The organism is bacterium, assembly GCA_040755795.1.
Lineage (GTDB): Bacteria > UBA9089 > CG2-30-40-21 > CG2-30-40-21 > SBAY01 > JBFLXS01.
In genome coordinates, this window is sequence record JBFLXS010000022.1 from 1 (window position 1) to 23558 (window position 23558).

Genomic DNA, 23558 nt, shown 5'->3' on the forward strand with positions numbered 1-23558 from the left:
CTTACAGGAAATTTAATCTTTATGCCTTTCTCCCACCAATAACTGACCGATTACCTCAGCCGAACGGTATTTAATTACCAGTTACCAATTACCAGTTACCAATCACCAGTTACCAGAATCAAATTCCATGCGTTATTTGTTCAACACGACACTAGAAAATATTATCAATCCATGTCATTACAAATAAAAAAACACTGACCAGGCCATTTACATTGAAAAAGGCAATGTTCACCCGGCTTAAATCAGTAGGTTTGACAAGGGAGTGTTCGTATATCAACATTAAGGAGACCACAAACACGCCAATAAAGTAGGAAAGCCCAAGCTGAGCTAATATCCCAAACCATAAAAGCAAGATAATCATAAAAAGATGCATCACTCGTGAAATAATCAATGCCTTTGGAATGCCGAATTTGACTACCATTGATTGAAGTCCATAGGTTTTATCAAATTCAAAATCAAGCGTGGCGTAGATAATATCAAATCCCGCTACCCAGAAAAGAACGGCTAATCCAAGAACAAGCGGGACTAAAACAATCTCTGATTTTATGGCAATCCAAACACCGATAGGTGCTATAGCCAGAGATAAACCTAAGAAGATGTGGGTTAGCCAGGTCCAGCGTTTGGTAAAGGAGTAAAAATAAAGAATAGCCAGTGCAACTGGAGATAGATAAAAGGCAAGGTTATTGAGCATAGCGGCAGAAATAATGAAGATTAGAGCTGTAGTTATCGTAAAAAGCCAGATAGATTTAACTGAAATTTCTCCCCGAACAAGGGGTCGGTTTTGCGTTCTCGGGTTAAGTGCATCAAACCTTAAATCCACCACCCGATTAAATGCCATAGCACTACTTCTGGCACTTACCATTGCTATGAGAATCCAGAATATTACCCAAAAAGAGGGCCAACCATCTTCACAAACTAACATCGACATTAAGGCAAAAGGCAGGGCAAATATGGTATGTTGAAATTTAATTAGCTCAAATATAACTTTCATACTTAATACACCGGATTAGAAAGTAATTCTAATTGAATCATTAACTCTCCTTCGACCTTTTCCCAGTTAATCCCATCTTCAGAAAATGAGGAACGACCAAAATTGTAATAATTATCTACCATTATTCCAATCTCTGCCCCTTCTATGACAGTTAAAGTAATAATATTTCGCCCTTTTTTAAGGATTAGATTAGGGTTTTGGAACTTAAATCGCACCTGGCGAACAAAAGGACCATAAGGAATATTTTTACAATCTACCACGGAAAATAATATATCATTCATTTTGATTATTAATTTACCTCTATCTGTGCAGGAATAGGTTAGACTTATACCTGCAGTATCAAATTTAGAGACATCTTTATTGATAATAATTTCTTTTTTTAGAATTTTCTGCGGTGTGTCCAATGTCTTTTTTATATCCCCGTGCCAATCGCCGCTATCATCCCGAAACAAAAATCCTTCCCGTTTTTCAAGACAAAATCCATCTGGATAAATCAACGGATATGTCCAGCCATAAAATGTGTGGAAATCAATAACCGTATAAAGAACCAGAAAAAGGATTAATGTTGCAAAAAAGGAGATTAATCTTTTACTCTGGATTTTTTTATACCAATAATAAATTGTCACGCCGGCAAAGATACTCAAATAAGGAACAATCGGCACTCTAAATCGAGATTGAATAAAGAAGAAAACAATAGCACTCATATAGCCAAAAATGACTAAATATAAAAGAAATAAGTTTTTATTTAATCTTCTAAGACTAAGGAATAATCCCATTATTCCTGATGAGGCAACCAGCCCAAAGGAAATCATTATTCTAAGTAAAGGGGATAGTTTTAAAAATCGGTCATAAACGACATCGTTATCCGGAATTTCATAAGCATTCCAGAACACGGTAATTTTTTTAAATAAAAGTCGAAGGTATTTCTCAGGTTTTTCCTTGATAAATCTTACGGCATCCTCGCTGTAAAAGTTTTTATTTTTGCTACTCATCTCATCCGCATAAGGAGGTAAATGATAAAAACCTTCAGAATCCTCATTATTCCCAGCCCAAAAGGCAACAGGTCCCGTGGCGGTCAAAAGAATAAATTTACCGCTATATTTATAATTACGGTAGGTCACCGGGGCAAAGGTTAGAGCCATACCTAAAACAATAAGCCCACAGGCACATAAAAATCTCTTGTTCATACCCAGTCTAATTAATAACCATAATAATAAAAATGGAAAAACTAAAAGAGTAGTGGCACGAGATAATGATGAAAGGGCTAAAATTACCCCTGCGGCAAAATACCATCTCATAGAATTTTGTGAGACACTTTTTAAAAGGACAAAGACACTTAACAGGAGTAAAAAACTATCTAAAACGGTTGTCAAAAGTAAGGTTTCATAAACCATAAAGGCACCATAAAGGCTACAAATCCCGGCGGCAATCATTCCAATACTTTTATTGAAAAGATGTTTTGCAATTAAATAGACAATCAGGCAAGTTCCTAATCCCATAAATATCTGAACAATTATTGCCTTAAATGGTTCATGCCCAACAAAGGAATAGATTAAAGCCAGAAAATAAAAATATAACGGATTATAACTATAAGGCGTTTTCGATAGCGTTCCATCTAATACCTGCATAGCTAAGGCATCATAACAACCACTATCTGTGCCTTCAAAATGGAGAAAATTAGGGTCGTTATTTTTTACCTGAAATAAAAAAATAAGCCTCAAGATTAATCCAACTAAAAGAATGCCAACTAAAATAAATTTATGTTTATGTTTTGATGGGAATTTTTTTATCTTATCTTTGAAAGAGGTATGAGGTAAAGGAGTCTTTTTTTTGTGTAATTTTTTTTTAGACATACCATTCTCCTGAAAATAGGAAGTAGAGAGTAGAAAGTAGAGAGTAGAAAGTAAAGAAAACATCACTCCTCACGCCTATCTCCCTACCTAAAAATAGCCGTAAGAATAGAACACGGATGACACGGATTTAATGGATTTTCGCTGATTTTTTTCTCTTTTTTCGTATCTATTCAGTATTTTTGACAGGATGAACAGGATTAATGGGATTTTTGTTTATTCTGTTCATCATGATTATAGTTGTAATGAATATTCCGACAGATCTTTCACCTTTCGCTTTACTTCAACCTTTTTTCTCCAAAATTAATAATCAATCCAACATCCTTATGAGTGGCAGTCAATTAGTAAACATTTCTCATAAACTGATTCTAAGAATCCAAATCCCATGGTATTATAGACACGATAAGCACAGCCAATAATTTTCTCCGTCAATTTTTGATATTTCATTATATTAAATACATCCACAAGGTTATGATAATTTTTTTGATTAACCGGATAATCTACTTATTTAACATCCTGTCTATCTTGTAAATCCTGTCAAAAGAACTGAATAGTTACCTTTTTTCTATCTTCTATCCGCGAATATCCGCAACATCCGCGTCATCAGCGTGCTATTATTTTTCATCGTTCTTTGCGTGCTTGGCGTGAAACTTCCTTTTTCCTGAAAATCGGGGTTCGGGGTTCGGATTTCGGGATTAGGGGGATTCTTTTATTCCCGAGTCCCGAATCCCGAGTCCCGAGTCCCTTTATTTTTACATCCGCTCTGGGGCTTGTAAGCCTAATAAAAGCAGAGTATTACGAATAACTATGCGGATGGCATTAACTAAGACAAGACGAGCACTTGAAAGGTCTTTATTTGCCGAGATAACTCGATGATGCTGATAATAATTATGAAATAACCCCGCCAGTTCAATAAGATATGTTGTTAAACTTTGTGGCTCGTAAAATTTTGCACAACTAATTATTTCCACAGGCAAAGAGGCTAATTTGAAAAGTATTGCCTTCTCTTCATAAAGTTTTAATAAATTCAAATCTGCCTGGAAAGGTTCTTGAAAGCCTTCTTTTTTTGCCTTAGCCAGAATACTACAGGTGCGGGCATGAACATATTGAATGTAATAAACAGGATTTTCATTCGAGGATTGTTTTGCCAGATTTAAGTCAAATTCAAGATGGCTATTTGCCTTACGCATAATAAAAAAGAATCGCCCCACATCCTTACCAACCTCTTTGATTAACTCCGATAAGGTAATGAATTCACCTGACCTGGTTGACATAGAAACAGATTGTTTATCCCTGACTAAACTAACCAATTGATAAAGTAAAATAACTACATCAGGATAACTTAGAGCCTCCATTGCTGATTGTAGCCGTTTGACATAACCATGATGGTCAGTGCCCCAGGCATCAATTAACAGGTCATATCCGCGTGTGTATTTATTCTTATGATATGCAATATCACCTGCAAAATATGTTGGTTTACCATCTTGCCGAATTAAAACACGGTCTTTTTCATCACCAAAAGAGGTCGTCTTTAACCAGAGTGCTCCATCAGTTTCGTAAGCAAACCCAAGTTTTCTTAGAGTATTAAGCACATCTTCTACTTCCTTAGACTCATATAACCTACCCTCTGAAAACCAATTATCATATTCGACGCCAAAATCGATTAATGTCTTTTTAATATCCTTCAATATCTCATCTTTGGCAAATTGTGTAAAAAAATCAACATCTTTGTTTTGATAAGTATCTTTTTCTTGATGATAAAGTGTTCTGGCTATTTCTATTAAATATTGACCCTGATAGCCATTTTCAGGGAGTTGTACAGGTTGTTCTGATAGTTGTAAGTATCGTGCTTTTAAAGATTTTCCCAGTGTTTCCATTTGTGTGCCAACATCATTGATATAATATTCTTTAGTTACTTCATAGCCGCAAAAAGATAAAATATTACCCAGAATATCTCCATAAGCGGCGCCCCGACCATGACCAATATGAAGTGGCCCTGTCGGATTTGCACTAACAAAGTCAATTAAAACCTTTTTCCCCTGACCAATGTCTGACATTCCGTAGCGTTCATTTTTATCTTCAATCTCTTTCAAAACCTTATATAATCTATATTTTGCAATCCAGAAATTAATAAATCCACCTCCAGCAATTTCTACCTGCGAAATTAACTCCTCTGGTTTTTCCATAAATTCAACGATTGTTTGAGCTATTTGATAGGGAGAAAGATTAGCCTTTTTAGCGAGGACAAAGGCAATATTAGTTGCTAATTGACCATATTCAGGTCTTTTAGGAGACTCAAGTTGAATAGATTCCAACTCGACTCCAGGAATTCTGCCATTTGTCATTGCTCGCCCAATCGCCTTATCAATTATATCTCCTATCTCATTATTTATGGTCATTTTCTTGTTTGTCCTTTACCTGGTAACTGGTGATTGGTAACTGGTAATTAAATACCGTTCAGTTAAGTTCACGACGAAGATATTTAACCAATTACATAACTATTCACCACGAAGAGCACGAAGGGCAGGGAGATGTTACAGAACAAATCTCTTTATGCCTTCTTTCAATCTTTCCACATTGAAATTTATCAATAGACCAACCTTGATATTTGCCAATTTGTAACCGTTCACCGCAGAGACACAGAGACGCAGAGAAAAAATTAAAAACTATTTACCATACGCAGAATTCCATTCCTGATTTTCATCAGAGCAAGCTTTTGAGGCCCGACATCTCATGATTGATTAATAATTTGGTTTTGATGTCCTATGGATGACAATAATTACCTCAATAATCTTTTCTGTTATCTGATTTATTTCTCTGTTCCTCTGCGTCTCTGCGGTAAATTACCACCTGAACGGTTACGCCAATTTTTGGTCGGGGCAAGAGGATTTGAACCTCCGACCTCCTGGTCCCGAACCAGGCGCTCTAACCAAACTGAGCTATGCCCCGTTGTAGTGAATTAGTAAAAGTCCAATCTCTAATCTCTCAATCTCTAATTACGCCCCATTATTTTTCCAGCCATACCTGCCAATTAATGGCACAAAGACACATCCACCTATATCTTTAGTGAATAATTCACCATTTTTCTTTGTTACGATTATCAATGATTGAAAGAATTTATCTCCTTTTGGGATGACCAGAATACCGTTATCTGCCAGTTGGTCGATTAATGGTTTCGGGATATCCGGTGCGGCTGCCGTCACAATAATACGGTCAAAAGGAGCAAGATTAGGTAATCCCAAACTACCATCGGCTAAAATGGTTGCAATGTTTTTATATTTTAATTCGGTTAAAAGTATCCTTTGTGCCTTTTCGTATAAAATTTTTACCCGTTCAACAGTATAAACCTTTTGAGCCAATTCAGCTAAAACAGCCGCTTGATAGCCTGAACCTGTTCCTATTTCCAGAACCTTTTGTGAGCCAGATAGTTGTAAAGATTGACTCATTAAAGCAACCATAAATGGCTGTGAGATAGTCTGACCACAACCAATTGGAAGGGGATGGTCACCGTAAGCCTTTTCCCGAAGTGCTTCTTCGACAAATAGCTCTCGTGGAATTTTCAGCATTGCCTCTACCACTCTTTCATCCACAATTCCCCGTCTTATAATTTGTTCATCAACCATTTTTCTTCTTTCAATATCATATCGTTGATTCAATGTTTCCCCCTCCAAAATTTAATCCACATATTTAGCCACAGATGAACACAGATGAAACGGTTCTCCTGAAAATAGGTTGCAGACCATAGACCATAGACCACAGACTATAGACCAAAAGATTAGGGGACGGTTCATTTTATCGTTTTCCCTATGATTTTTGTTGGAAATTAGAAATTGGGCTTTTATTTCTTTCACTAATTTCCAACTTCCAATTTCTAATTTCAATCCGCAAGATTTCAAACAAAAGTGAACCGCAGGCTCATGCCTGGTTTCTCCTCCATTTTATCTGTGCTCATCCGTGTTAATCAGTGGCTGAACAGTTACCCTTATTCCTGTGATTCAGACACTGAACATCAGACACAAGACTATAGACTCTCATAGTGTAAGTGTAAGTGTAAGTGAAAAACACATCCACTTCCACTTCCACTTCTTTTAAGCCTTCATTCTTCTGCAATTTCTGCCCGCTTTAGTCTGAGGTCTGATGTCCATAGTCTACTGTCTGAATCACAGACCCTTATCCTATCTCAATGTCCCCCTCCATGTCCTCCACCGCCAGGCTTAGTTTTTTCATCTGGAACAAATTTTTCACGAACAGGGCTACCAATATCTGGTTGAATATCTTCTTCCCATGTTTTTGGTGGAGGAAATCCTTCTGGTTTGCCCTTTTCGCCATGTCCTCCTTCAGCTTTATGACCCGCTTTTCCTTTCTTCTCTTCTTCCAATTCCTTCATCTTTTCTTCATATAGTTCTTTCCTTTTCTTCTGGATACGGTTCTCTATTTTTGCAATAATCTCCTTATCTATTCCTTTACCTGGTGGCACAACATAATTTATTTTATCATAAGCACAAAGACGCCTATGCCCGGCAGAAACAGTAACATCTACCCATTTTAAAGCCCATTGCTCTTGAGGTGTCTTGTAAGAAATAAGGTAGATATTTTGGTTTTTGATTTGAGTTGAAATGGTTTCGTAGAGTTTTTGAGCCTTTTGGGATTGATATGCCAGGAAATAATTTGAGGCTAATTTTTTTAGTGATTTAGTTTCGTCCTGTCCCCGAAAATCAACGATAAATATCGGAATATGATTATTTTTAGCATAATCACTGCATTCTCTAAATAATGTTTCTTCTTCCACCTCATCACCATAGGTAATTAAACAAATCGCCTTTTTACAGAGTAAATAATTCATCTCGCTAACTCCAAGTTTAATTCCCGAAAAGATAGCATCTTTGTCTCTGGAATTTTTACCCGGCCTTAATCTCTCAATTTTATCTCGCAAGGCTGTTTTATTTCGAGTAATTGACTGGATATATTCTGCCTTTTCAGAAAAACCAATTATTGATACCCCTTGAATTCCTCCTTTAATCTCCGAAACAAATTTGTTTAATAGTTCTTGGACATCCTTTCGATATTTGACCATCTTTTTAGATGTATCAATGATAAAGGTTGTAACTAAATACTCATTTTCATATACCGGTGTGCCCAGTGCTATAGGTTGCATCTGTCGACCGTTTTCTTCTACTTTAAAATTATTAGAAGTTAAACCTAAAATCGGGGTTTTGTGTTTAGATGTCACCATCACGGGCATTATAATTGTTGGATAACCACTTGTATCTATACGATTGACCAGAACATCAAATTGTGTATCTTTAGCCTCCTCTGGAATAAACACCAATATGGAATTATTCTCAAAACCAATAACATACAGCAATCCATATTTGTTGACAGCCAGTGTCAGGGGAGCAGGAAATTTTGAAGGTAGATTTAACTTTTCCCACTTTTGATTTTCTATATCAAATTTAAAGATACTGCCTTGTGAAAAACTAAGATATAGTTTTCCATCCAGGGCATAAGTTATACCTTTGGGAATTAATCCTTTTTGTGGAAATGGAAAATTGTTTTGAAGCCTGCCTGAGGTAGCAAATTGTTTAAGATAGTTACCGCCTCGCTCAATTACCCAAATTCTTTCCCTTTTATCCACAACTACTCCTATCGGAGATAAAAGCATTTCATCAATTTTCCCTACGAATTTACCTTCCGGGGAAAAGATTTGAATCCTGTGATTACCGTTATCCACAACATAAATATATTCTTTACTATCTAATGCTATCCCTTCCGGGTTGATAAATTCACCTGATTTTTTACCCTCTTTACCAAACGCCATCAAAAATTTGCCTTCAGAGGTAAATTTTTGAATGCGATGGTTACCAAAATCAGTTACATAAATATTCCCTTCTTTATCAAGGACAATACCCGCAGGTTTATTTAGTTTTCCTTTATCTTTACCCTTTTGCCCAAATCGTAATAAAGGTTTCCCAATTGGTGAAAATTTTAAAATAGCGTTATTCCCAAAACTACTGATGTAAAAATTATCTTCGGAATCTATAACTATTCCCGCAGGATTATAAATAGCAAAATCATCTTTTCCTTTAATGGTGTCAAAATATCTGTATGTATTTGACTTAATATGGTTTTCTGAATAGACCAGCATTTTTCGTTTTATTTCTGAGGTATCTTCTTTGCTTAATTTTAAAAGCCTTTCCCAGGCAGAGAAAAATTGAGGCATTTGCCCTGTCCGATAATAGCTTCTGCCCAACCAATACCAGACTTGAGCAGAATCAGGGGTCAAATCTAATGCCTTTTTATACAAGGTAATTGCCTTTTCAAACTCTAATTGGTTATACAGGGTAAATGCCTGTTTCAGGTATTCATCAGCCATTACTTTTAATGGGTCGAAACTCGTGCTTTGTTGCTCAATCTCTTTAGCCCAGGTGAAACTGGAAAGTAATATTATTGTAAGGATTATAAGTGATTTATTCATTTTTCCTCTGATTTTTAAGACTTTTTATTGCCTCAGCAGGGTCTTGAGCACCATAGACAAAAGAGCCTGCGACTAAAACATTTGCCCCTCGTTTGACGACTTCACCACCTGTATGAAGGTTTATACCACCATCTACCTCAAGGTCTAAATTAAGTTTTTTTTGAGTTATAATCTTGTTTAATTGCTCTATCTTGGGCAAAACATCATTGATAAATCCCTGTCCACTAAAGCCTGGATTAACGGTCATCACCAGGGCAACATCTATCTCTTTTAGAACAGGATAAATTTTATCCAGTGGGGTTGGCGGATTGATAGATACACCGGCTTTTACTCCCCTATCCTTTATCTTCTGAATATTTAACATCAGGTCATCTGTAACTTCGGCATGAAAGGTGATTAAATCCGCACCAGCATCAATAAACTTATCAATAAATTTATCCGGATTAGTAATCATCAGATGAACATCAAAGAAAAGATTACTCTTTTTGCGAAGATTTGCGACGGCATCTGGTCCAAAGGTAAGATTATCGACAAAATGTCCATCCATAATGTCCCAATGTAACCAATCGGCAACATCTTCTATTTTTTCTACCTCGCTGGCTAATTGACTGATGTCAGCTGATAATATTGAAGGTGCTATCTTTATCATCTTAATCAAAATCATACCATAATTTAATGTTTTTGTCAACCTTTTTGCTAAAATTAAAACGAAAGGAAAAACGAAAAACTTTATAAGAATTAAAAATAACTCTTGACAAATCCCTCTGGATGTAGTATAATATAATTAGAGGTTTCAAGAGCAATAAAAACGAAAGTAAAAACGAAAGATAAATTGAAAGGAGTAAGTAAGATGACACACCAGGTTACTTCAACAAAACCAGAAACTTTGACGATAAAAATTACTGAAGATGGGCTAAAGGCTTTTATGACTATTAATTCCAACAATTGCCATCCGTCATCTTTAGACTTAAATTCCATTCTGCAAAGATTAAATAAACAAGGGATAAAGTTTGGGATAAAAGACCTGGTGATTAAAACTATGCTACAAGATAAAATCTATAATCGCTCGATATTAGTTGCCGAAGGAATCCCACCGCAAGCAGGTAAAGATGCCAGCATTGAATATAAATTTAACAAAAAAGATAAACCACAGTTATGGGAAGACATAGAAGGAAAAGTGGATTTTCGTGAATTAAGATTAATTGATATTGTGCATACAAATGATGTGCTTGCCTCTAAAATCCTTCCTACTCAAGGGACTCCTGGCAAAAAAGTTACCGGTGAACAAATACCTGTTAAAAAAGGAGAGGATATTAATATCCCGGTTGGTGAAAATACCTACCTTTCACATGACAAATTAACACTTTTTTCATCAGCGGATGGTTATGTATTCTGGGAAGATAGTAGAATTGGTGTCAAGACAACTTATGAAATCCTATCTGATGTTGATATGAATGTCGGAAATATCAATTTTATAGGTCCGGTTAAGGTCCAGGGAGATGTAAAAGAAGGTTTTTTTGTTAAGGCTAAAGGAGATGTTGAAATTGGCGGCGTGGTAGAAAACGCAACCGTAATCTCCGAAGGGAATATTACGGTTATACAAGGAATCATTGGCAGTAGATCTAAAATCGTGTGTGATGGTGATTTAAAATGCAAATTCGTCCAGAATGCTAATATTGAGGTTAAAGGTAATATCATTGTTCATGATGCTATTTTACATAGCGATGTTCGGGCGGGAAAGGGTGTTTTTGTCCTGGGTGGAAAAAAAGGAGCAATTATTGGTGGGAGAATCTCTGCTAAAGAAGAAGTAAATGCTAAAAATATTGGTTCTATCTCCGAGGTTCCTACTGAAATCGAAGTCGGTGTTGACCCTCAAATTAGACAGGAAGTAGATGCCTTAGAAGAAAGTTTAACTACGGAAAGAACTCAATTACACCAGGAAAGATTAAATTACAAAACATTACTCGCTCAAAATAAAACAGAGTTAGCCGAACAATCATTATCGAAACAAAAGGAATTAGAAGAACTTATTAAAATGATGCAACATCACTTATATGAATTCAAAAAACATGTCCGTGCTAACTATAAAGGTAAGGTATCTGCCTTTGATACACTTTGGCCAGGTGTAAAACTTACTATTGGCAATGCTACAGTTCCACTAAAAATTGATTATCGGTATGTCACCTTTTATAATAGCGTCGGCCATATTGAACAGACTGAATATGAAAAACCAAAAATTAAAGTAGAAACATCTACGATTACTTATTGGGAAAGAGAAATTGATAAGGTAAATGGAAGGTTGGGATAAAGTGGCTCACCCATATAAAAGAGGTGCTGAGATGGAAAAATCATCTTCTGAAACAAGACGATATGTTATTTTAAAAGAGATTTATAAAAAAAAGGTTGTCTCTAACGAGGATTTAAGGGATAAATTTGGAGTTTCGTTAGTAACAATTAGAAAGGATTTAGAGGAACTTGAATCACTGGGATTGGTAAATAGGACATTTGGTGGGGCAGTCCCTATCATGGCAAAGGTAAATGAAGATAATTTGGAAGGCTCTATTGAAGACCGCTCGGAGATAATTGCCATTACTAAATATATTGTCGATAAAAAAGTTATAAAAGATGGTGATATTCTATTTATGGATGGTGGAATAATTATTAATATGGTGGCAAAAAGATTATCTGATAAAAAACCAGGACACATCACTGTCATTACAAATGCTGTCAATGTCGCCAATGAACTTGCCTCTAAATCAAATGTTATTCTCACTGGCGGTGACCTGAAAGACACCCAAGGAGTTCTCTCAGGAAATTTATCTACCCAAACAATTAACCAATATTCAGTTGATGTAGCATTTATAGATGTTGATGGCATATCGTTTAATAGCGGATTATGGGCTAAAGATGAAGTTGAGGCTCAGGTTAAAAAGCGAATGATTAAAGGAGCAAAGCAGATAATAATTATGACCAAACATTCAAAATTAGGTCACGAGGTAGGTCAAGTGTTTGCAGAATTTTATCTTGAAGAAGGAAATAATCTGAAACTTATGCTCCCGGATTTAAAAGATGAAAAAACAGTGAGATTAGATTTTGTTGACCTACCATCTGATTATAAATCATTAGAAAATGACCCTGTTCAGAAGTGGTTTGAAAAGAATTTAAAGGAAGAAGGAATAACCGAACCAATCTGGGTCAAAGAAAAAATAGGTGGTAGGTTTGAAATTATTGATGGTAAAAGAAGGTATTTGGCGGCTAAATCACTTGCAGATGAAGGCTCAAGCACCTTTTCTTCCATCCCCATAAAATTTGAAAAAGAATCTTGTGTCAAGCGTGATTTCCAGATTATCACCTCGTCAAAATACCTCAAGCAAGATGTGGCAAAGAAACACTTTTTAGCAGAAAAGAGAAAATTCAAAGACATAGCCCCAAATACCTTCATTGATATTGCCGAGTAACTATTCACCACGAAGAGCACGAAGGGCAGGGAGATGTTACAGAACAAATCTCTTTATGCCTTCTTTCAATCTTTCCACATTGAAATTTATCAATTAGACCAACCTTGATATTTGCCAATTTCATATATGGTAATGGATCAGTGAAATGGGGGATTCTCCTGAAAGTAGGAAAGGGGGAGACATTACCCCCACAAGAAAAATACCGTGCACATCCTCTATCCCTTTCCTACTTACCTACTATCTACTTGCCTACTATTTTCATTGCTTTGTCCTCCACAGGTTAATGTTCATTCCCCCAAATAACTGACGTCCTACCACATATGTCAATATTTGAGCTTCATGAATTCGATAATTCATCAAATTTCACTTCGTGCTCTCCGTGTCCTTCGTGGTGAATAGTTACATTGCCGATTGAGTAACTGTTCACCGCAGAGACGCAGAGAAAAAATTAAAAACTATTTGGTAACTATTCACCACGAAGAGCACGAAGGGCAGGGAGATGTTACAGAACAAATCTCTTCATGCCTTCTTTCAATCTTTCCACATTGAAATTTATAGCACTTATTAATCGAAACTTAACATAGAACAGATAGAAATTTGACTATCAATTGAATGAATGTAGAATATCGAATAATGAATTTAGAATAATGAAGTTTTAGTATTACTTCTACATTCAATATTCAATATTTTTCATTTTATGGAAACTTTTGATTAATAACTACTATATCCCTGAAAGATCAGCTGGTAGGCTGGAGGGCAATGCCTCCAACCCCCAATCGTCGCCAAATTTGTTAGACAACATAACAAATTCTTTTAAACCATACGTCTTTCTCGTAGTTAGCGACCCCGTATAGTTGCTCTATGGTAGAGAGAAGTTACTATTTATACACAAGCCCTCTTAAACTTTTCCTCCTGGATAGTCTCCGAATTGTCCATTTATCAACCGTGTTTCCCCAGTTTACCCCTTCTGATACGGCAGAGGTTACCGCTTTTGTTCAGATTATCAGTGGTTATACCTGCTGAGCGTATTAAATGGACATCTTTGGCTATCTCCTATACGGTTATGTCCCTTCATCCTGATTTTCTCAAGATTACTATGAACAATGCTGACGACTCTAAAAATGGGTAACCGTTCAGGCTATATATCAAAAGTGTAAGAAAGAGGATAAGGGCGATATGGAGATAAGATAATAGAAATAGATTGAAATTTATAGAAATAGGTAGAAATTGATTGTGGGAAACAACAAATTTCCATAAATTTCTATTAGTTTCTACTAATTTCAATTTTTTTTAATAATATCTCCCTATCTCCTTAATCTCCACATCTCCTTTTGTTACCCCACCTGAACGCTTACAAAAATGGACATTTGAGAGCTAAACATCCATCACTACCTCATAAAGATTGGATTTCGGATTTCCCTTATACTAATCCCTTAGTCTTAATTAAAAGACAAGATGTGAGTCCTCCTTTGGTCATATGGATTACCCATTTTCCTTCCGTGATGTATGTTTAAACGCATTACCCAGAGATGCTTTAACCTAACCTATTTATTCATCTCCGACAAGGACATTGCCAGTGCTTCGCTGAGAAAGGGCAGTTGGCACGAATTAATACGCCATAATCATACACCCCAATAGGTCATCTGTAATTCGTCACTCCATCATATCACCTCACGATGATACCCTGTCTTTCTGTAGATACGGATTGTTCCTTTATCTACATAATTACAAACTTCTATACAAGGATTAGGCTTGCATAGGTGGTTTTCCCAACCACTCTGGTATCCCATACTTCAAAGCACACCAAATCTCAAAACGCAAAACGCAAAACTACAACGCAAAGCTCAAAACTATTTTTATTATGGACTTTCGCCGGTTTTCAAAGAATCCTATATTTTTTGACCTCCGTTCAGAATGGCACTGAATTAGTTTTAAGGTTTTGAGTTTCAGCTTTGAGTTTTGACATTTGAGTTTTGAGTTGATTTTTGCAAAAATTGCTTACCAAAGAATCACAAATTGTCACCCTAATATAGTATAGGATTGTATGGAGACTATCGTGTCAATTGAGCGAACGCCTTAAGATGAGTGATTATCGGAAAGCCGTGTAAGGGAAAACCTTCGGGTCACCCACGAAGTGGGTCGGGTTTGATGCGGGGGTGTTGGAGAAGTGCTATAGTGAACCTAAAACAGGCATCGTTGGAAACGATTGAGGCAACCAAAGGAACACCTACGGTAACTCGCCAGTGCTCTACTCTACTAAAAAAGGGGTGGAGTTGGGCTAAAAGTAGGATTTACATCTTCTTTTCCCACTTCAGAATCTCTTTTAGAACTCTGACGAGTAAATCAATATGTTGTGGATTTATTCTTTCTATTAGTCCTATAATCTCAAAGGTAGAAGATTCTTCTTTACTTACAACTTCCTGGGCAGAAGGAAGAGATAAAAGATCTGTTATCGTCATTCCTAAAACAGAAGCAATTTTGTTAAGAACTGTAATGGTAGGATTTACTTCTCCTCTTTCTATTCTCCCAATATATGTTGGATGTAAATCAGCTCTTTCTGCCAATCTTTCTTGAGATAACTTCAGTTCATTCCTTAATCTTTGTATTCTACTCCCTATCTTGATTAACAATTCATTCATTATAATCTATAGCCCTCCATTTTTATTTTACTGTGAATATTAAAAAATAAAAAGAGACGATAGTGTATAATTTTTAAAAATTTTTCTTGACAAATTAAAGCATATATGCTATATTGTCTTAAAAGGAATTTTTAACTTATTTTTTACGGATAACAACAATTTCCAAATGAAGATAGATCAATTAAGAATTGACAGTTGACAGATACAAGATATTATGATATTTTACAAAATAATAGAAGAAGTGAGATTTGATATGCCCAAAGAAGATAGAGCATGAGGGGATGTTTTTCATATTTTTTGGCAAATTTTGTATACTTTTTATGTAACCAAAGTGCTGGCAACATAAAATTTTCTCCCTTTTTTGATTTTTGTTTGAGTAAGGATATCTTCCATCCGAAACTCAAAATATATCCAAAATTGAGGAGAAGCAATAAAAAATGTGTCCAGCCTTTGAATATATCAAGAGCCCTGAGATGTTGAGAGATATCTAGGGTGGAAAGGAGGTGAGAAAGATGGAGAAAGCGATTGACAGCAAAGAAGAGAAGGTGTTATCAGAAGAGCTGAGAAAGATCTTTGAGCCTGAGAAAGAGGAAGAGAATAATTTGATTTGCTGGGGATATCGTGATTATTGGCCAAGATATTTCTAATGATAGAGTGAATTGGAGAAAGGGAAGGTGGCGTATCCTTTTTTAATCATTATGAAGGGTATGCCACCTTCTTTTAAATAAAATATCACAAAAAGGATACCTTAATGAACCATCTTTCTAATTTAGAGATATTTAAAAAAGGAGATAGATTTCTGGCTATTAACCCTACTTCGGGTAAATGGAATATTTGTTCATCTTACGAGTTAAAAGAATCAATTTGTAGGTTAAAAAAATTTTCCATAATTTCTTCTTCCCATCAAAAAGAAAGATTGATATGCGTATTCCATTTGACTAATAAATGTAATCTTGAATGTAAATATTGCTATGCTGATATAGGAACAAAAGGAAAAAATATCCTGTCAAACGATGCAATAATGAAAATCCTTGATATTCTTGCTTCTTCCTTATATGAATCTGTGTTAATCGAGTTCCACGGAGGAGAACCTTTACTTTGTTGGGAAGAGATTAAGGATATTATTTTAAAATATCATAATAAAAGGAATTTTTATTTTGGAATCCAAACAAATGGAACATTGTTGACCCCAAAAATTATTGATTTTATAAAAATGTATTCAATTGGAATAGGAATTTCAATAGATGGTCCACAAGAGATTCACGATAGGAATCGTTGTTATCCTAATGGTAAAGGGAGTTTTTCTGGAGTAATGAGAGGAATTTCTTTACTCAAACAGAATAAAATTCCCTTTACTACCATTTCTGTTGTAGAAAGATCTAATGAATGCTCCGAAATATTTGATTTTTTTGTAAATAATCAAATAGAAAGGATAAAATTAAATCCGTTGTATTTCAAAGGGATGCTGAATGAGAAAAACATCTCATCTTATTGTCTTGGGAAATATCAGGAAGAATTTGCAACAGAACATTTAAAGATAGCAAGAAAAATAATTGAGTATAATAAAACCAGTTCAGTTAAACAAATTTGTGCCAATATAACAATAATGGTAAGAAATTTGATTGGAAATAATGGATATATGTGTTTAAAAAGCCCCTGTGGTGCAGGAAATTCTATAATAATGTTTGACGAAAATGGTAATATCTATCCTTGTGAAGAAATGTATGGTAGAAAAGACTTTATTATTACCAATATAAATAATATAAATAATGGAAAGGACCTGGAGGAAGCCTTAAGATATTCCCCAATAATTCTAAAGATAAAAGAAAGAAAAGTTGAAAATATTCCAAAATGTAGAGATTGTATATGGCAAAGGTTTTGTGGAGGGGGCTGTACCAGTTATTCTTTGAATATATTTAATTCTCTAAAAAGGGAAGATGTAATGTGTCAATATAACCAGATAATGTTTGAAGGACTTATGTGGATATTGGGTGAAAATAAAGATAATGTTATTCTTCTTACTAAACCAGAAGCATTTAAATAGGAGATAAAAATTATGGAAGAGAAAGAAAATAGATCTATTAAAAGATCGCTTTTTAGTCCTTCATTGCTTTGCAATAATGATTGTATAGTATGTGGAATTTATTCTGAGAAACAAGAGAAATTCATTCAACCAGATTTTGAGATGATAGCCTCTGATATTAAAAGACTTAAAAAAATGGGGGTTACACATCTATGGATTAGTGGCGGTGAACCAACAATCAATAAAGATATTTTTAAAATCTTAACCCTGACCAAAAACCTATGTTTTGAAGAAGTGATAATATTTACTAATGGCCGTGCCTTATCTAATAAGAAATTTCTCAATGAAATGATTGAATGTGGAGCACATGGTTTTCATATAGCCCTTCAAAGCCATAATTCAGAAACACATGATTTTCTTACGAGAAGACCTGGTAGCTTTGATGAAACAATTCAAGGAATAAAAAATGTTATTGAGGAGAAAAACAGATTAAAAAGGGTAACTGCAGCCCATGTAATGAATAGTGAAAATATCAATTTTTTACCTGATTTTGCTTATCTTATGGTCAATCTGAAAATTGACTGCCAAATCGCTTATCCATTTTTTACCTCACCATCTCAATACAAATTTCTACCAAGATATTCTGATCTTAAAAATAAACTTCACGAAGCAATAAGAATTCTGCTAAGAGGAGGATTAAAGATCAGCATAGAAACAGTACCTCCATGTTTCTTAATTGGATTTGAAAGATATTATGCTGATTACCATAGGAAACAAAGGATGCTTATGGAAGGCTATCGATCTGTTTCTGGAGAAACTGTTAAAGAGGAATATCTCCAGCTTATCGGCTCAAGTTTTAAAACTTATACACAAAAATGTGAAATTTGTTTTTATAAACCTGCTTGCAGTGGGGTATTTTCTCAATATATAGAGGAATTTGGTGAAGATGAATTTGAACCAGTAATCAGGAAATAAAAAATCATGCAAATACTTATCTTAAAACCATCATTTCAGTGTAATAATAATTGTATAATGTGTATAAATTCTCAAAGAAGACAATCCCCAGAGCTATCCTTAGATAAAATAAAGCAATCTCTTACAAAATTCAAGAATGGGCATAAAGATACACTTTTTCTAATTATCACTGGTGGAGAGCCAACCATTAACAAGCATCTCATTAAATATATAGAATTGGCAAGAAAAAATGGTTTTAAGTATATTGAGGTCCAAACCAATGCCAGGAATTTAGCTGATAAAAAATATACAAAAGAATTAACTAATGCTGGAGCAAATGTATTTTTCATCTCCATTCACGGACATAATTCTTATACACATGAACTTGTAACAAGAAGGAAAGGGAGTTTCATAGAAACTTTAAAAGGGATAGAAAATCTTGTAAATGAAAATCAGTTTGTAAGAACAAATACTGTTTTACTTAAATCTAACATTAAATACTTGCCAAGCATTGGAGAATTAATCAGTTCATTATCAATAAAAGAAGCCCAAATTTCATTTCCTCATGGTATCTCTTCTTTTCTTAACTATTATCCCATTATTGTCCCTTTGTTCAGTGAAGTAAAGCCTCTACTTTATGAAACAATACCAATTCTTCTACAATCTTCTGTAAAGGTAAAAGTAGAAGCAATACCTCCATGTTTTTTGGTAGGCTACGAAAAATGTTATATGGATTATATAGAAGCTAAATACCCTAATTTTATCTATGAGCCATCATATAGCGAGACAAGAGAGGAATTTTATCCTTTTGAATTTAAAAGAGGGAAGGTTTATACTAAAAAATGTACACAATGTGATTATCGAGTTGCCTGTGCGGGGATATATACAGAATACCTGGTAAACTATGAAGATTATGAATTTCTTCCTGTAAAAATAAAAAGTCAGGGACAATAAATTGTTGACAATATTATTAAAAGGGGTTAAAATGGGAGGAGTCTTAACATTATACTTTTCTTCTAAATGCAATAATAACTGTATCTCTTGTGTAAATGAAGATATGCCCTTTGAAATATCTTTATCTAAAATCAAGAAATATATTATGGAAGGAAGGAAGAGAAATCTTTCAACAGCAGTAATTACCGGAGGGGAACCAACTATTAATAAAAAGTTTATAAAAATTATAGAACTTGTTAGAGAAAATGGTTTTATGCATATTGCTATTCAAACTAATGCAAGAAGATTGGCAAAAAGAAGATTCCTCAAAACTTTAATTTCTTTAGGAGTAGATATGTTCTTCCCTACCTTATATGGTCATTATTCCCAACTTCATGATTTTATTACCAGAGAAGAAGGAAGTTTTATAGAAACCGTTAGAGGAATAAAAAACATTGTAGATGAAGGATATTTTATTAAAACAAATACAATTATAACCAAATCAAATATGGAGTATTTGCCTGAAATAGCAAAATTTATTATTTCCCTTTCGGTAAACGAGGCTAAATTTACATTCCCTCATGGAATAGGAAGAGCTGGAAAACACTTTGAGTTTATTATTCCAAGGTTTACTGATATGAGATCATATCTTTTTGAAGCAATGGAAGAGCTAAAAGAATCTTCAGTAAAGCCGTGGATAGAAGCAGTACCTCCTTGTTTCTTGATTGGAATAGAAAAATACTATGCTGATTATATTGCGGAAAAAATGGATGGGTTTATTCCTATAGCAGAGAAAGAATTTTTATTACATAGAGGGGAAGTATTTGAAAAGGCTTACACTCATAAATGTTTTAGATGTGATTACCGGCAGGTATGCAGTGGAATTTATATTGAATATCTGCTGAATTATGGAGATAGCGAAATTGAACCTGTAAAGATTAGGAGGTAATGAATTAATGATAGTAGCAAAGGATATTTCTAAGAGTTTTAAAATACCTTTGAAAAAGGAAGGATTATTGGGTGCTATTTTAGGCTTATTATCCAGAAAATATATTCTTAAGGAAGCAATAAAATCAATCAGTTTTTCTATAGAGCAGGGTCAGATAGTAGGAATAATAGGACCAAATGGTGCTGGAAAATCAACACTTATTAAAATGTTGTCGGGCATTTTAATTCCAGATAAAGGTGAGATTAAAAGTCTGGGTTTTATTCCCTACAAGGAGAGAAGAAGGTATACCCAAAATATTGGTGTAGTCTTTGGACAACGGAGTCAATTATGGTGGGACCTGCCTGTGTGTGAATCCTACACACTTCTACAGAAAATATACCGTATTGACACTCATACTTTCAATACAAGATTAGAAGAACTTTCAGAATTGTTGGAAGTCAAGAAATTACTTTACCAACCGGTAAGAACTCTAAGCCTGGGAGAAAAGATGCGATGCGAAATAATAGCTTCACTCCTCCATAAACCCCGTGTGCTATTTTTAGATGAACCTACTATTGGGCTGGATATAATAGCTAAAACAAAAATAAGGGATTTTATAAAAGAATGGAATAGAAAAAGCGATTGTATAGTCATCTTGACTACTCATGACTTATCTGATGTCCAGGATATATGCAGGAGGATAATTATTATTGATGAGGGTAATATTGTCTTTGATGGCAATCTGGATACAGTAGTTAAAAGATTCAGTAATTTTAGAAGATTAATTGTAAATTTTTCACAAGATAATGTGAGTATAGAGAAGATATATCAATCCTTTGGTGGTGATAAAAAAATCTCAATTAAAGAATTAGAAATAACCGAAGAAGATAATAATTTTCTAATTAAATTTTCTGATGCCAATAATTCAATAATCTCATTGATAGATAATCTCTTTAACAATTTCTCTGTCTGTGATGTAAAGATTCAACAACCTTCAATTGAAACAGTCATAAGGCTAATATATGAGAAAAAGGTGGATCTAAATTCATGATGAATGTATATGTAGAAGTTGCAAAAAAATCTTTTCAAAAACTATTGGCTTACCGGATGAGTATGGTCTTCAGGTTATGTGGTTTTTTGGTCTCGCTATTCGTAGTTTATTACCTTTGGAAAGCAATATTTACTACTTCTTCTGTTATTGAAGGATATTCATTCAAAATGATGATCACATACTTGATTTTATCTTTTGCTATTAATGCACTTTATGACTTACCTGCTGAACATGAATTGGCAGATAAGATTATTCAAGGTGAAATAGCAATGGATTTAACTAAACCAATTGACCAACAAAGAATATTCTTTGCACAAAGTCTTGGGATAAGCATTAATCAACTAATTACCTATAATATTGCCTTCTTAGTTGTTACTGCCTTTCTTTTTAAAATTGAACCTCCTTGTTCTATGATAGGATTTGTTTTCTTTATTATAAGCCTCCTGTTAGGATTTATAATTATGACTGCCATAGGATTTATAACAGGAACTATATGTTTTTGGACAAGGGATGCCTGGGGCATATTTTTTGTAAAGACTACCATGGTAATATTCTTCTCTGGAGCTCTTATACCTTTACATTTCCTTCCCAAATGGTTGGAGAATATAGCTATGATTCTACCATTTCATGGAATTATATATACTCCTATCTCTATATATCTGGGAACAATATCTGATTACGGGGTTATAAATCTTTTATTAAATCAGACCATTGGTGCTATTTTATTAATTTCCCTTGGTAAAATGCTGTGGTATGTAGGAATAAAAAAGGTTGTTATTCAAGGAGGATAAGATGGTTATTTCCCATTATCTAGAGCTATATCTTTGTTTCGTATCTCAACACTTAAAGAAAATATTAGAATATAGGTTAAGCTTTTTTATTGGCATAATCCCTTTTATTCTCCTGCAGTTATTGCCAATAATTATTATCTGGGCTATCTTCAAAAAAGTGCCACATATAGCAGGATTTAATTTTAACGAGGTGCTATTCATTTATGGATTGGGAATTATCTGTTATGCCTTTGGAAGAATGTTATTTTCTAACTTAAACGACTTCGGATATCAATACATTATTAAAGGTGGATTGGATACCGTGTTAATCAAACCCATAAATCCTTTATTTTATATTGTTGCGAGTGATTTTTCAGAAAAAGAAATAGGGGAGTTATTAGTTGGAATAATTTTGATAATAAAGTCTATTATTGGTTTAGAGATACATCCTGGTATATTAGAATTTTTTGCCCTTCTTTATTTTCTCATAAATGGAATAATAATCTATGGGTCAATAAATTTAATTGCCGTTATTATATGTTTCTGGACAAAAGATCCAAGAGGATTAACCAGTCCAATAATGAGGATTCAAGAATTTTCCCAATATCCAGTAACCATTTATGGAAAAGCAGTAAGATTTATTATTACATGGATAATCCCTTTTGCATTTATAACCTTTTTCCCTGCAGTTTTTTTTATTCGGAGGGAAGAATTTGGTGGATACATCCTTTGTCTCCCTTTAATAGGAATAATCTTTCCCCTCATCGCTTATTTATTATGGTTAAAAGGACTATCAAAATATGAAAGTAGCGGAACGTGAAAAGACTGGTATTTTTAGAATGATAGTAAAAGGAAAAAGCATGGAACCTGCAATTATGGAAAATAGTAATGTCATAGTGGAGAAAGCTCATCCTTTTTCTATTAAAAGAGGCGATGTAGTTGTTTTTAAATGGGGCAAGAAGATAATCATTCATAGAATAATTGGGATTCATAAGATCCACAAAGATTTATTCTTTGTGGAAAAAGGGGATAATTTACCATTTATAAGTATATTTCCTCAAGAAGCTCTTATTGGAAAAGTTTGTGGAGTAGAAAATAGAGAGGTAATAAATTTATATAGTAAAAATTTTGTCAATACTTACTTAGTGCTTACATATTTTTTGTTTAAAAGTTTCCAAATTATGCAACGATTATCAAATAAAGTAAATAAAAAATTAGGAGATATCGTTTTTAATGCTTATTTTATTCCGTTTCGCTTTTTTCTATATTTTATAAGTTACATTCAACAGAGGAATTCGTAATCTCCTATTTCCCATTACACTAATATAGGAATTAACTTTTTCTAAGTGATAGGTGATAACTAGTGCTCTGTCGCTACTCAATTGATGTGCTCCCTTGGCCTAATCATTACCCACATCTTTTAGTGGACAGATTAGATAGAAATTCCAAATTCCAAGCACCAAATTCCAAATAAATTCCAAATTCC

The 23558-nt window shown here is 34.3% G+C and carries 20 protein-coding genes, 1 tRNA gene and 1 pseudogene; 12 read left to right on the plus strand and 10 right to left on the minus strand.

Features of this window, described 5'->3' with window-relative positions; genetic code table 11:
* Positions 1 to 151 precede the first annotated feature (151 nt).
* The 9 genes and pseudogenes from AB1414_03045 to rpe all read right to left on the minus strand — a co-directional run bounded on the left by AB1414_03045 (position 152) and on the right by rpe (position 9965).
* Complete coding sequence (locus AB1414_03045; GenBank protein ID MEW6606421.1) at positions 152 to 991, minus strand: UbiA-like polyprenyltransferase; 840 nt, start codon at positions 989 to 991, stop codon at positions 152 to 154.
* 2 nt (positions 992 to 993) lie between these two features.
* Positions 994 to 2844, minus strand: a complete 1851-nt coding sequence (locus AB1414_03050; protein MEW6606422.1) for a glycosyltransferase family 39 protein — start codon at positions 2842 to 2844, stop codon at positions 994 to 996.
* A 321-nt stretch (positions 2845 to 3165) separates the two neighbouring features.
* Positions 3166 to 3288 (minus strand): GxxExxY protein, encoded by a 123-nt coding sequence (locus AB1414_03055; GenBank protein ID MEW6606423.1) that lies wholly within the window; start codon positions 3286 to 3288, stop codon positions 3166 to 3168.
* A 305-nt stretch (positions 3289 to 3593) separates the two neighbouring features.
* A complete protein-coding gene (argS, locus tag AB1414_03060) occupies positions 3594 to 5240 on the minus strand; it encodes an arginine--tRNA ligase (GenBank protein ID MEW6606424.1) in 1647 nt (548 codons plus the stop codon).
* A gap of 135 nt (positions 5241 to 5375) precedes the next feature.
* Positions 5376 to 5459, minus strand: a pseudogene (locus AB1414_03065) (GxxExxY protein).
* Positions 5460 to 5712: 253 nt separating this feature from the next.
* A tRNA-Pro gene (locus AB1414_03070) sits at positions 5713 to 5790 on the minus strand.
* A gap of 47 nt (positions 5791 to 5837) precedes the next feature.
* Entirely contained in the window at positions 5838 to 6464 is a 627-nt protein-coding gene (locus tag AB1414_03075; protein ID MEW6606425.1) for a protein-L-isoaspartate(D-aspartate) O-methyltransferase, read from the minus strand.
* Between the two features lie 557 nt (positions 6465 to 7021).
* Positions 7022 to 9316, minus strand: coding sequence for a tetratricopeptide repeat protein (locus AB1414_03080; GenBank protein MEW6606426.1), 2295 nt, complete (start codon positions 9314 to 9316; stop codon positions 7022 to 7024).
* Positions 9309 to 9965, minus strand: a complete 657-nt coding sequence (gene rpe, locus AB1414_03085) for a ribulose-phosphate 3-epimerase (protein MEW6606427.1) — start codon at positions 9963 to 9965, stop codon at positions 9309 to 9311. The genes AB1414_03080 and rpe overlap by 8 nt, the downstream gene beginning before the upstream one ends.
* A 201-nt stretch (positions 9966 to 10166) precedes the next feature.
* Here rpe and AB1414_03090 point away from each other — a divergent pair, with 201 nt between their 5' ends.
* The 3 genes from AB1414_03090 (at position 10167) to AB1414_03100 (ending at position 13903) form a co-directional block, all read left to right on the plus strand.
* Positions 10167 to 11624, plus strand: a complete 1458-nt coding sequence (locus AB1414_03090) for a FapA family protein (protein ID MEW6606428.1) — start codon at positions 10167 to 10169, stop codon at positions 11622 to 11624.
* Positions 11608 to 12774 (plus strand): DeoR family transcriptional regulator, encoded by a 1167-nt coding sequence (locus AB1414_03095; protein MEW6606429.1) that lies wholly within the window; start codon positions 11608 to 11610, stop codon positions 12772 to 12774. The genes AB1414_03090 and AB1414_03095 overlap by 17 nt, the downstream gene beginning before the upstream one ends.
* Before the next feature lie 991 nt (positions 12775 to 13765).
* Positions 13766 to 13903, plus strand: a complete 138-nt coding sequence (locus AB1414_03100; GenBank protein ID MEW6606430.1) for a hypothetical protein — start codon at positions 13766 to 13768, stop codon at positions 13901 to 13903.
* Between the two features lie 1162 nt (positions 13904 to 15065).
* Here AB1414_03100 and AB1414_03105 read toward each other — a convergent pair.
* Positions 15066 to 15413, minus strand: coding sequence for a helix-turn-helix transcriptional regulator (locus AB1414_03105; GenBank protein ID MEW6606431.1), 348 nt, complete (start codon positions 15411 to 15413; stop codon positions 15066 to 15068).
* A gap of 512 nt (positions 15414 to 15925) precedes the next feature.
* Here AB1414_03105 and AB1414_03110 point away from each other — a divergent pair.
* The 9 genes from AB1414_03110 to AB1414_03150 all read left to right on the plus strand — a co-directional run bounded on the left by AB1414_03110 (position 15926) and on the right by AB1414_03150 (position 23373).
* The gene (locus AB1414_03110) at positions 15926 to 16060 is read left to right on the plus strand and encodes a hypothetical protein (GenBank protein MEW6606432.1); all 135 of its coding nucleotides are present in this window, start codon (positions 15926 to 15928) and stop codon (positions 16058 to 16060) included.
* 104 nt (positions 16061 to 16164) lie between these two features.
* A complete protein-coding gene (locus AB1414_03115; protein MEW6606433.1) occupies positions 16165 to 17457 on the plus strand; it encodes a radical SAM protein in 1293 nt (430 codons plus the stop codon).
* A gap of 12 nt (positions 17458 to 17469) precedes the next feature.
* Positions 17470 to 18411, plus strand: coding sequence for a radical SAM protein (locus tag AB1414_03120; GenBank protein MEW6606434.1), 942 nt, complete (start codon positions 17470 to 17472; stop codon positions 18409 to 18411).
* Between the two features lie 6 nt (positions 18412 to 18417).
* On the plus strand, positions 18418 to 19344 hold the full coding sequence (locus AB1414_03125; protein MEW6606435.1) for a radical SAM protein: 927 nt from the start codon (positions 18418 to 18420) through the stop codon (positions 19342 to 19344).
* 4 nt (positions 19345 to 19348) lie between these two features.
* A complete protein-coding gene (locus AB1414_03130; protein ID MEW6606436.1) occupies positions 19349 to 20272 on the plus strand; it encodes a radical SAM protein in 924 nt (307 codons plus the stop codon).
* A 7-nt stretch (positions 20273 to 20279) separates the two neighbouring features.
* Entirely contained in the window at positions 20280 to 21302 is a 1023-nt protein-coding gene (locus AB1414_03135) for an ATP-binding cassette domain-containing protein (protein ID MEW6606437.1), read from the plus strand.
* On the plus strand, positions 21299 to 22093 hold the full coding sequence (locus AB1414_03140; GenBank protein MEW6606438.1) for an ABC-2 family transporter protein: 795 nt from the start codon (positions 21299 to 21301) through the stop codon (positions 22091 to 22093). The genes AB1414_03135 and AB1414_03140 overlap by 4 nt, the downstream gene beginning before the upstream one ends.
* A gap of 1 nt (position 22094) precedes the next feature.
* On the plus strand, positions 22095 to 22892 hold the full coding sequence (locus AB1414_03145; GenBank protein MEW6606439.1) for an ABC-2 family transporter protein: 798 nt from the start codon (positions 22095 to 22097) through the stop codon (positions 22890 to 22892).
* The gene (locus tag AB1414_03150) at positions 22873 to 23373 is read left to right on the plus strand and encodes a signal peptidase I (GenBank protein ID MEW6606440.1); all 501 of its coding nucleotides are present in this window, start codon (positions 22873 to 22875) and stop codon (positions 23371 to 23373) included. Before AB1414_03145 ends, AB1414_03150 begins: the two co-directional genes overlap by 20 nt.
* Positions 23374 to 23558 lie beyond the last annotated feature (185 nt).

Excerpts from the sequence above, each read along its gene's own strand:
- AB1414_03120 (MEW6606434.1), top strand. The coding sequence starts at position 17,470 with ATGGAAGAGAAAGAAAATAGATCTATTAAAAGATCGCTTTTTAGTCCT.
- AB1414_03135 (MEW6606437.1), top strand. The coding sequence starts at position 20,280 with ATGATAGTAGCAAAGGATATTTCTAAGAGTTTTAAAATACCTTTGAAA.
- AB1414_03090 (MEW6606428.1), top strand. The coding sequence starts at position 10,167 with ATGACACACCAGGTTACTTCAACAAAACCAGAAACTTTGACGATAAAA.
- AB1414_03055 (MEW6606423.1), bottom strand. The coding sequence starts at position 3,288 with ATGAAATATCAAAAATTGACGGAGAAAATTATTGGCTGTGCTTATCGT.
- AB1414_03075 (MEW6606425.1), bottom strand. The coding sequence starts at position 6,464 with ATGGTTGATGAACAAATTATAAGACGGGGAATTGTGGATGAAAGAGTG.
- AB1414_03145 (MEW6606439.1), top strand. The coding sequence starts at position 22,095 with ATGGTTATTTCCCATTATCTAGAGCTATATCTTTGTTTCGTATCTCAA.
- AB1414_03110 (MEW6606432.1), top strand. The coding sequence starts at position 15,926 with ATGGAGAAAGCGATTGACAGCAAAGAAGAGAAGGTGTTATCAGAAGAG.
- AB1414_03150 (MEW6606440.1), top strand. The coding sequence starts at position 22,873 with ATGAAAGTAGCGGAACGTGAAAAGACTGGTATTTTTAGAATGATAGTA.
- AB1414_03050 (MEW6606422.1), bottom strand. The coding sequence starts at position 2,844 with ATGTCTAAAAAAAAATTACACAAAAAAAAGACTCCTTTACCTCATACC.
- AB1414_03045 (MEW6606421.1), bottom strand. The coding sequence starts at position 991 with ATGAAAGTTATATTTGAGCTAATTAAATTTCAACATACCATATTTGCC.
- AB1414_03095 (MEW6606429.1), top strand. The coding sequence starts at position 11,608 with ATGGAAGGTTGGGATAAAGTGGCTCACCCATATAAAAGAGGTGCTGAG.
- AB1414_03105 (MEW6606431.1), bottom strand. The coding sequence starts at position 15,413 with ATGAATGAATTGTTAATCAAGATAGGGAGTAGAATACAAAGATTAAGG.
- rpe (MEW6606427.1), bottom strand. The coding sequence starts at position 9,965 with ATGATAAAGATAGCACCTTCAATATTATCAGCTGACATCAGTCAATTA.
- AB1414_03115 (MEW6606433.1), top strand. The coding sequence starts at position 16,165 with ATGAACCATCTTTCTAATTTAGAGATATTTAAAAAAGGAGATAGATTT.
- argS (MEW6606424.1), bottom strand. The coding sequence starts at position 5,240 with ATGACCATAAATAATGAGATAGGAGATATAATTGATAAGGCGATTGGG.
- AB1414_03080 (MEW6606426.1), bottom strand. The coding sequence starts at position 9,316 with ATGAATAAATCACTTATAATCCTTACAATAATATTACTTTCCAGTTTC.
- AB1414_03125 (MEW6606435.1), top strand. The coding sequence starts at position 18,418 with ATGCAAATACTTATCTTAAAACCATCATTTCAGTGTAATAATAATTGT.
- AB1414_03140 (MEW6606438.1), top strand. The coding sequence starts at position 21,299 with ATGATGAATGTATATGTAGAAGTTGCAAAAAAATCTTTTCAAAAACTA.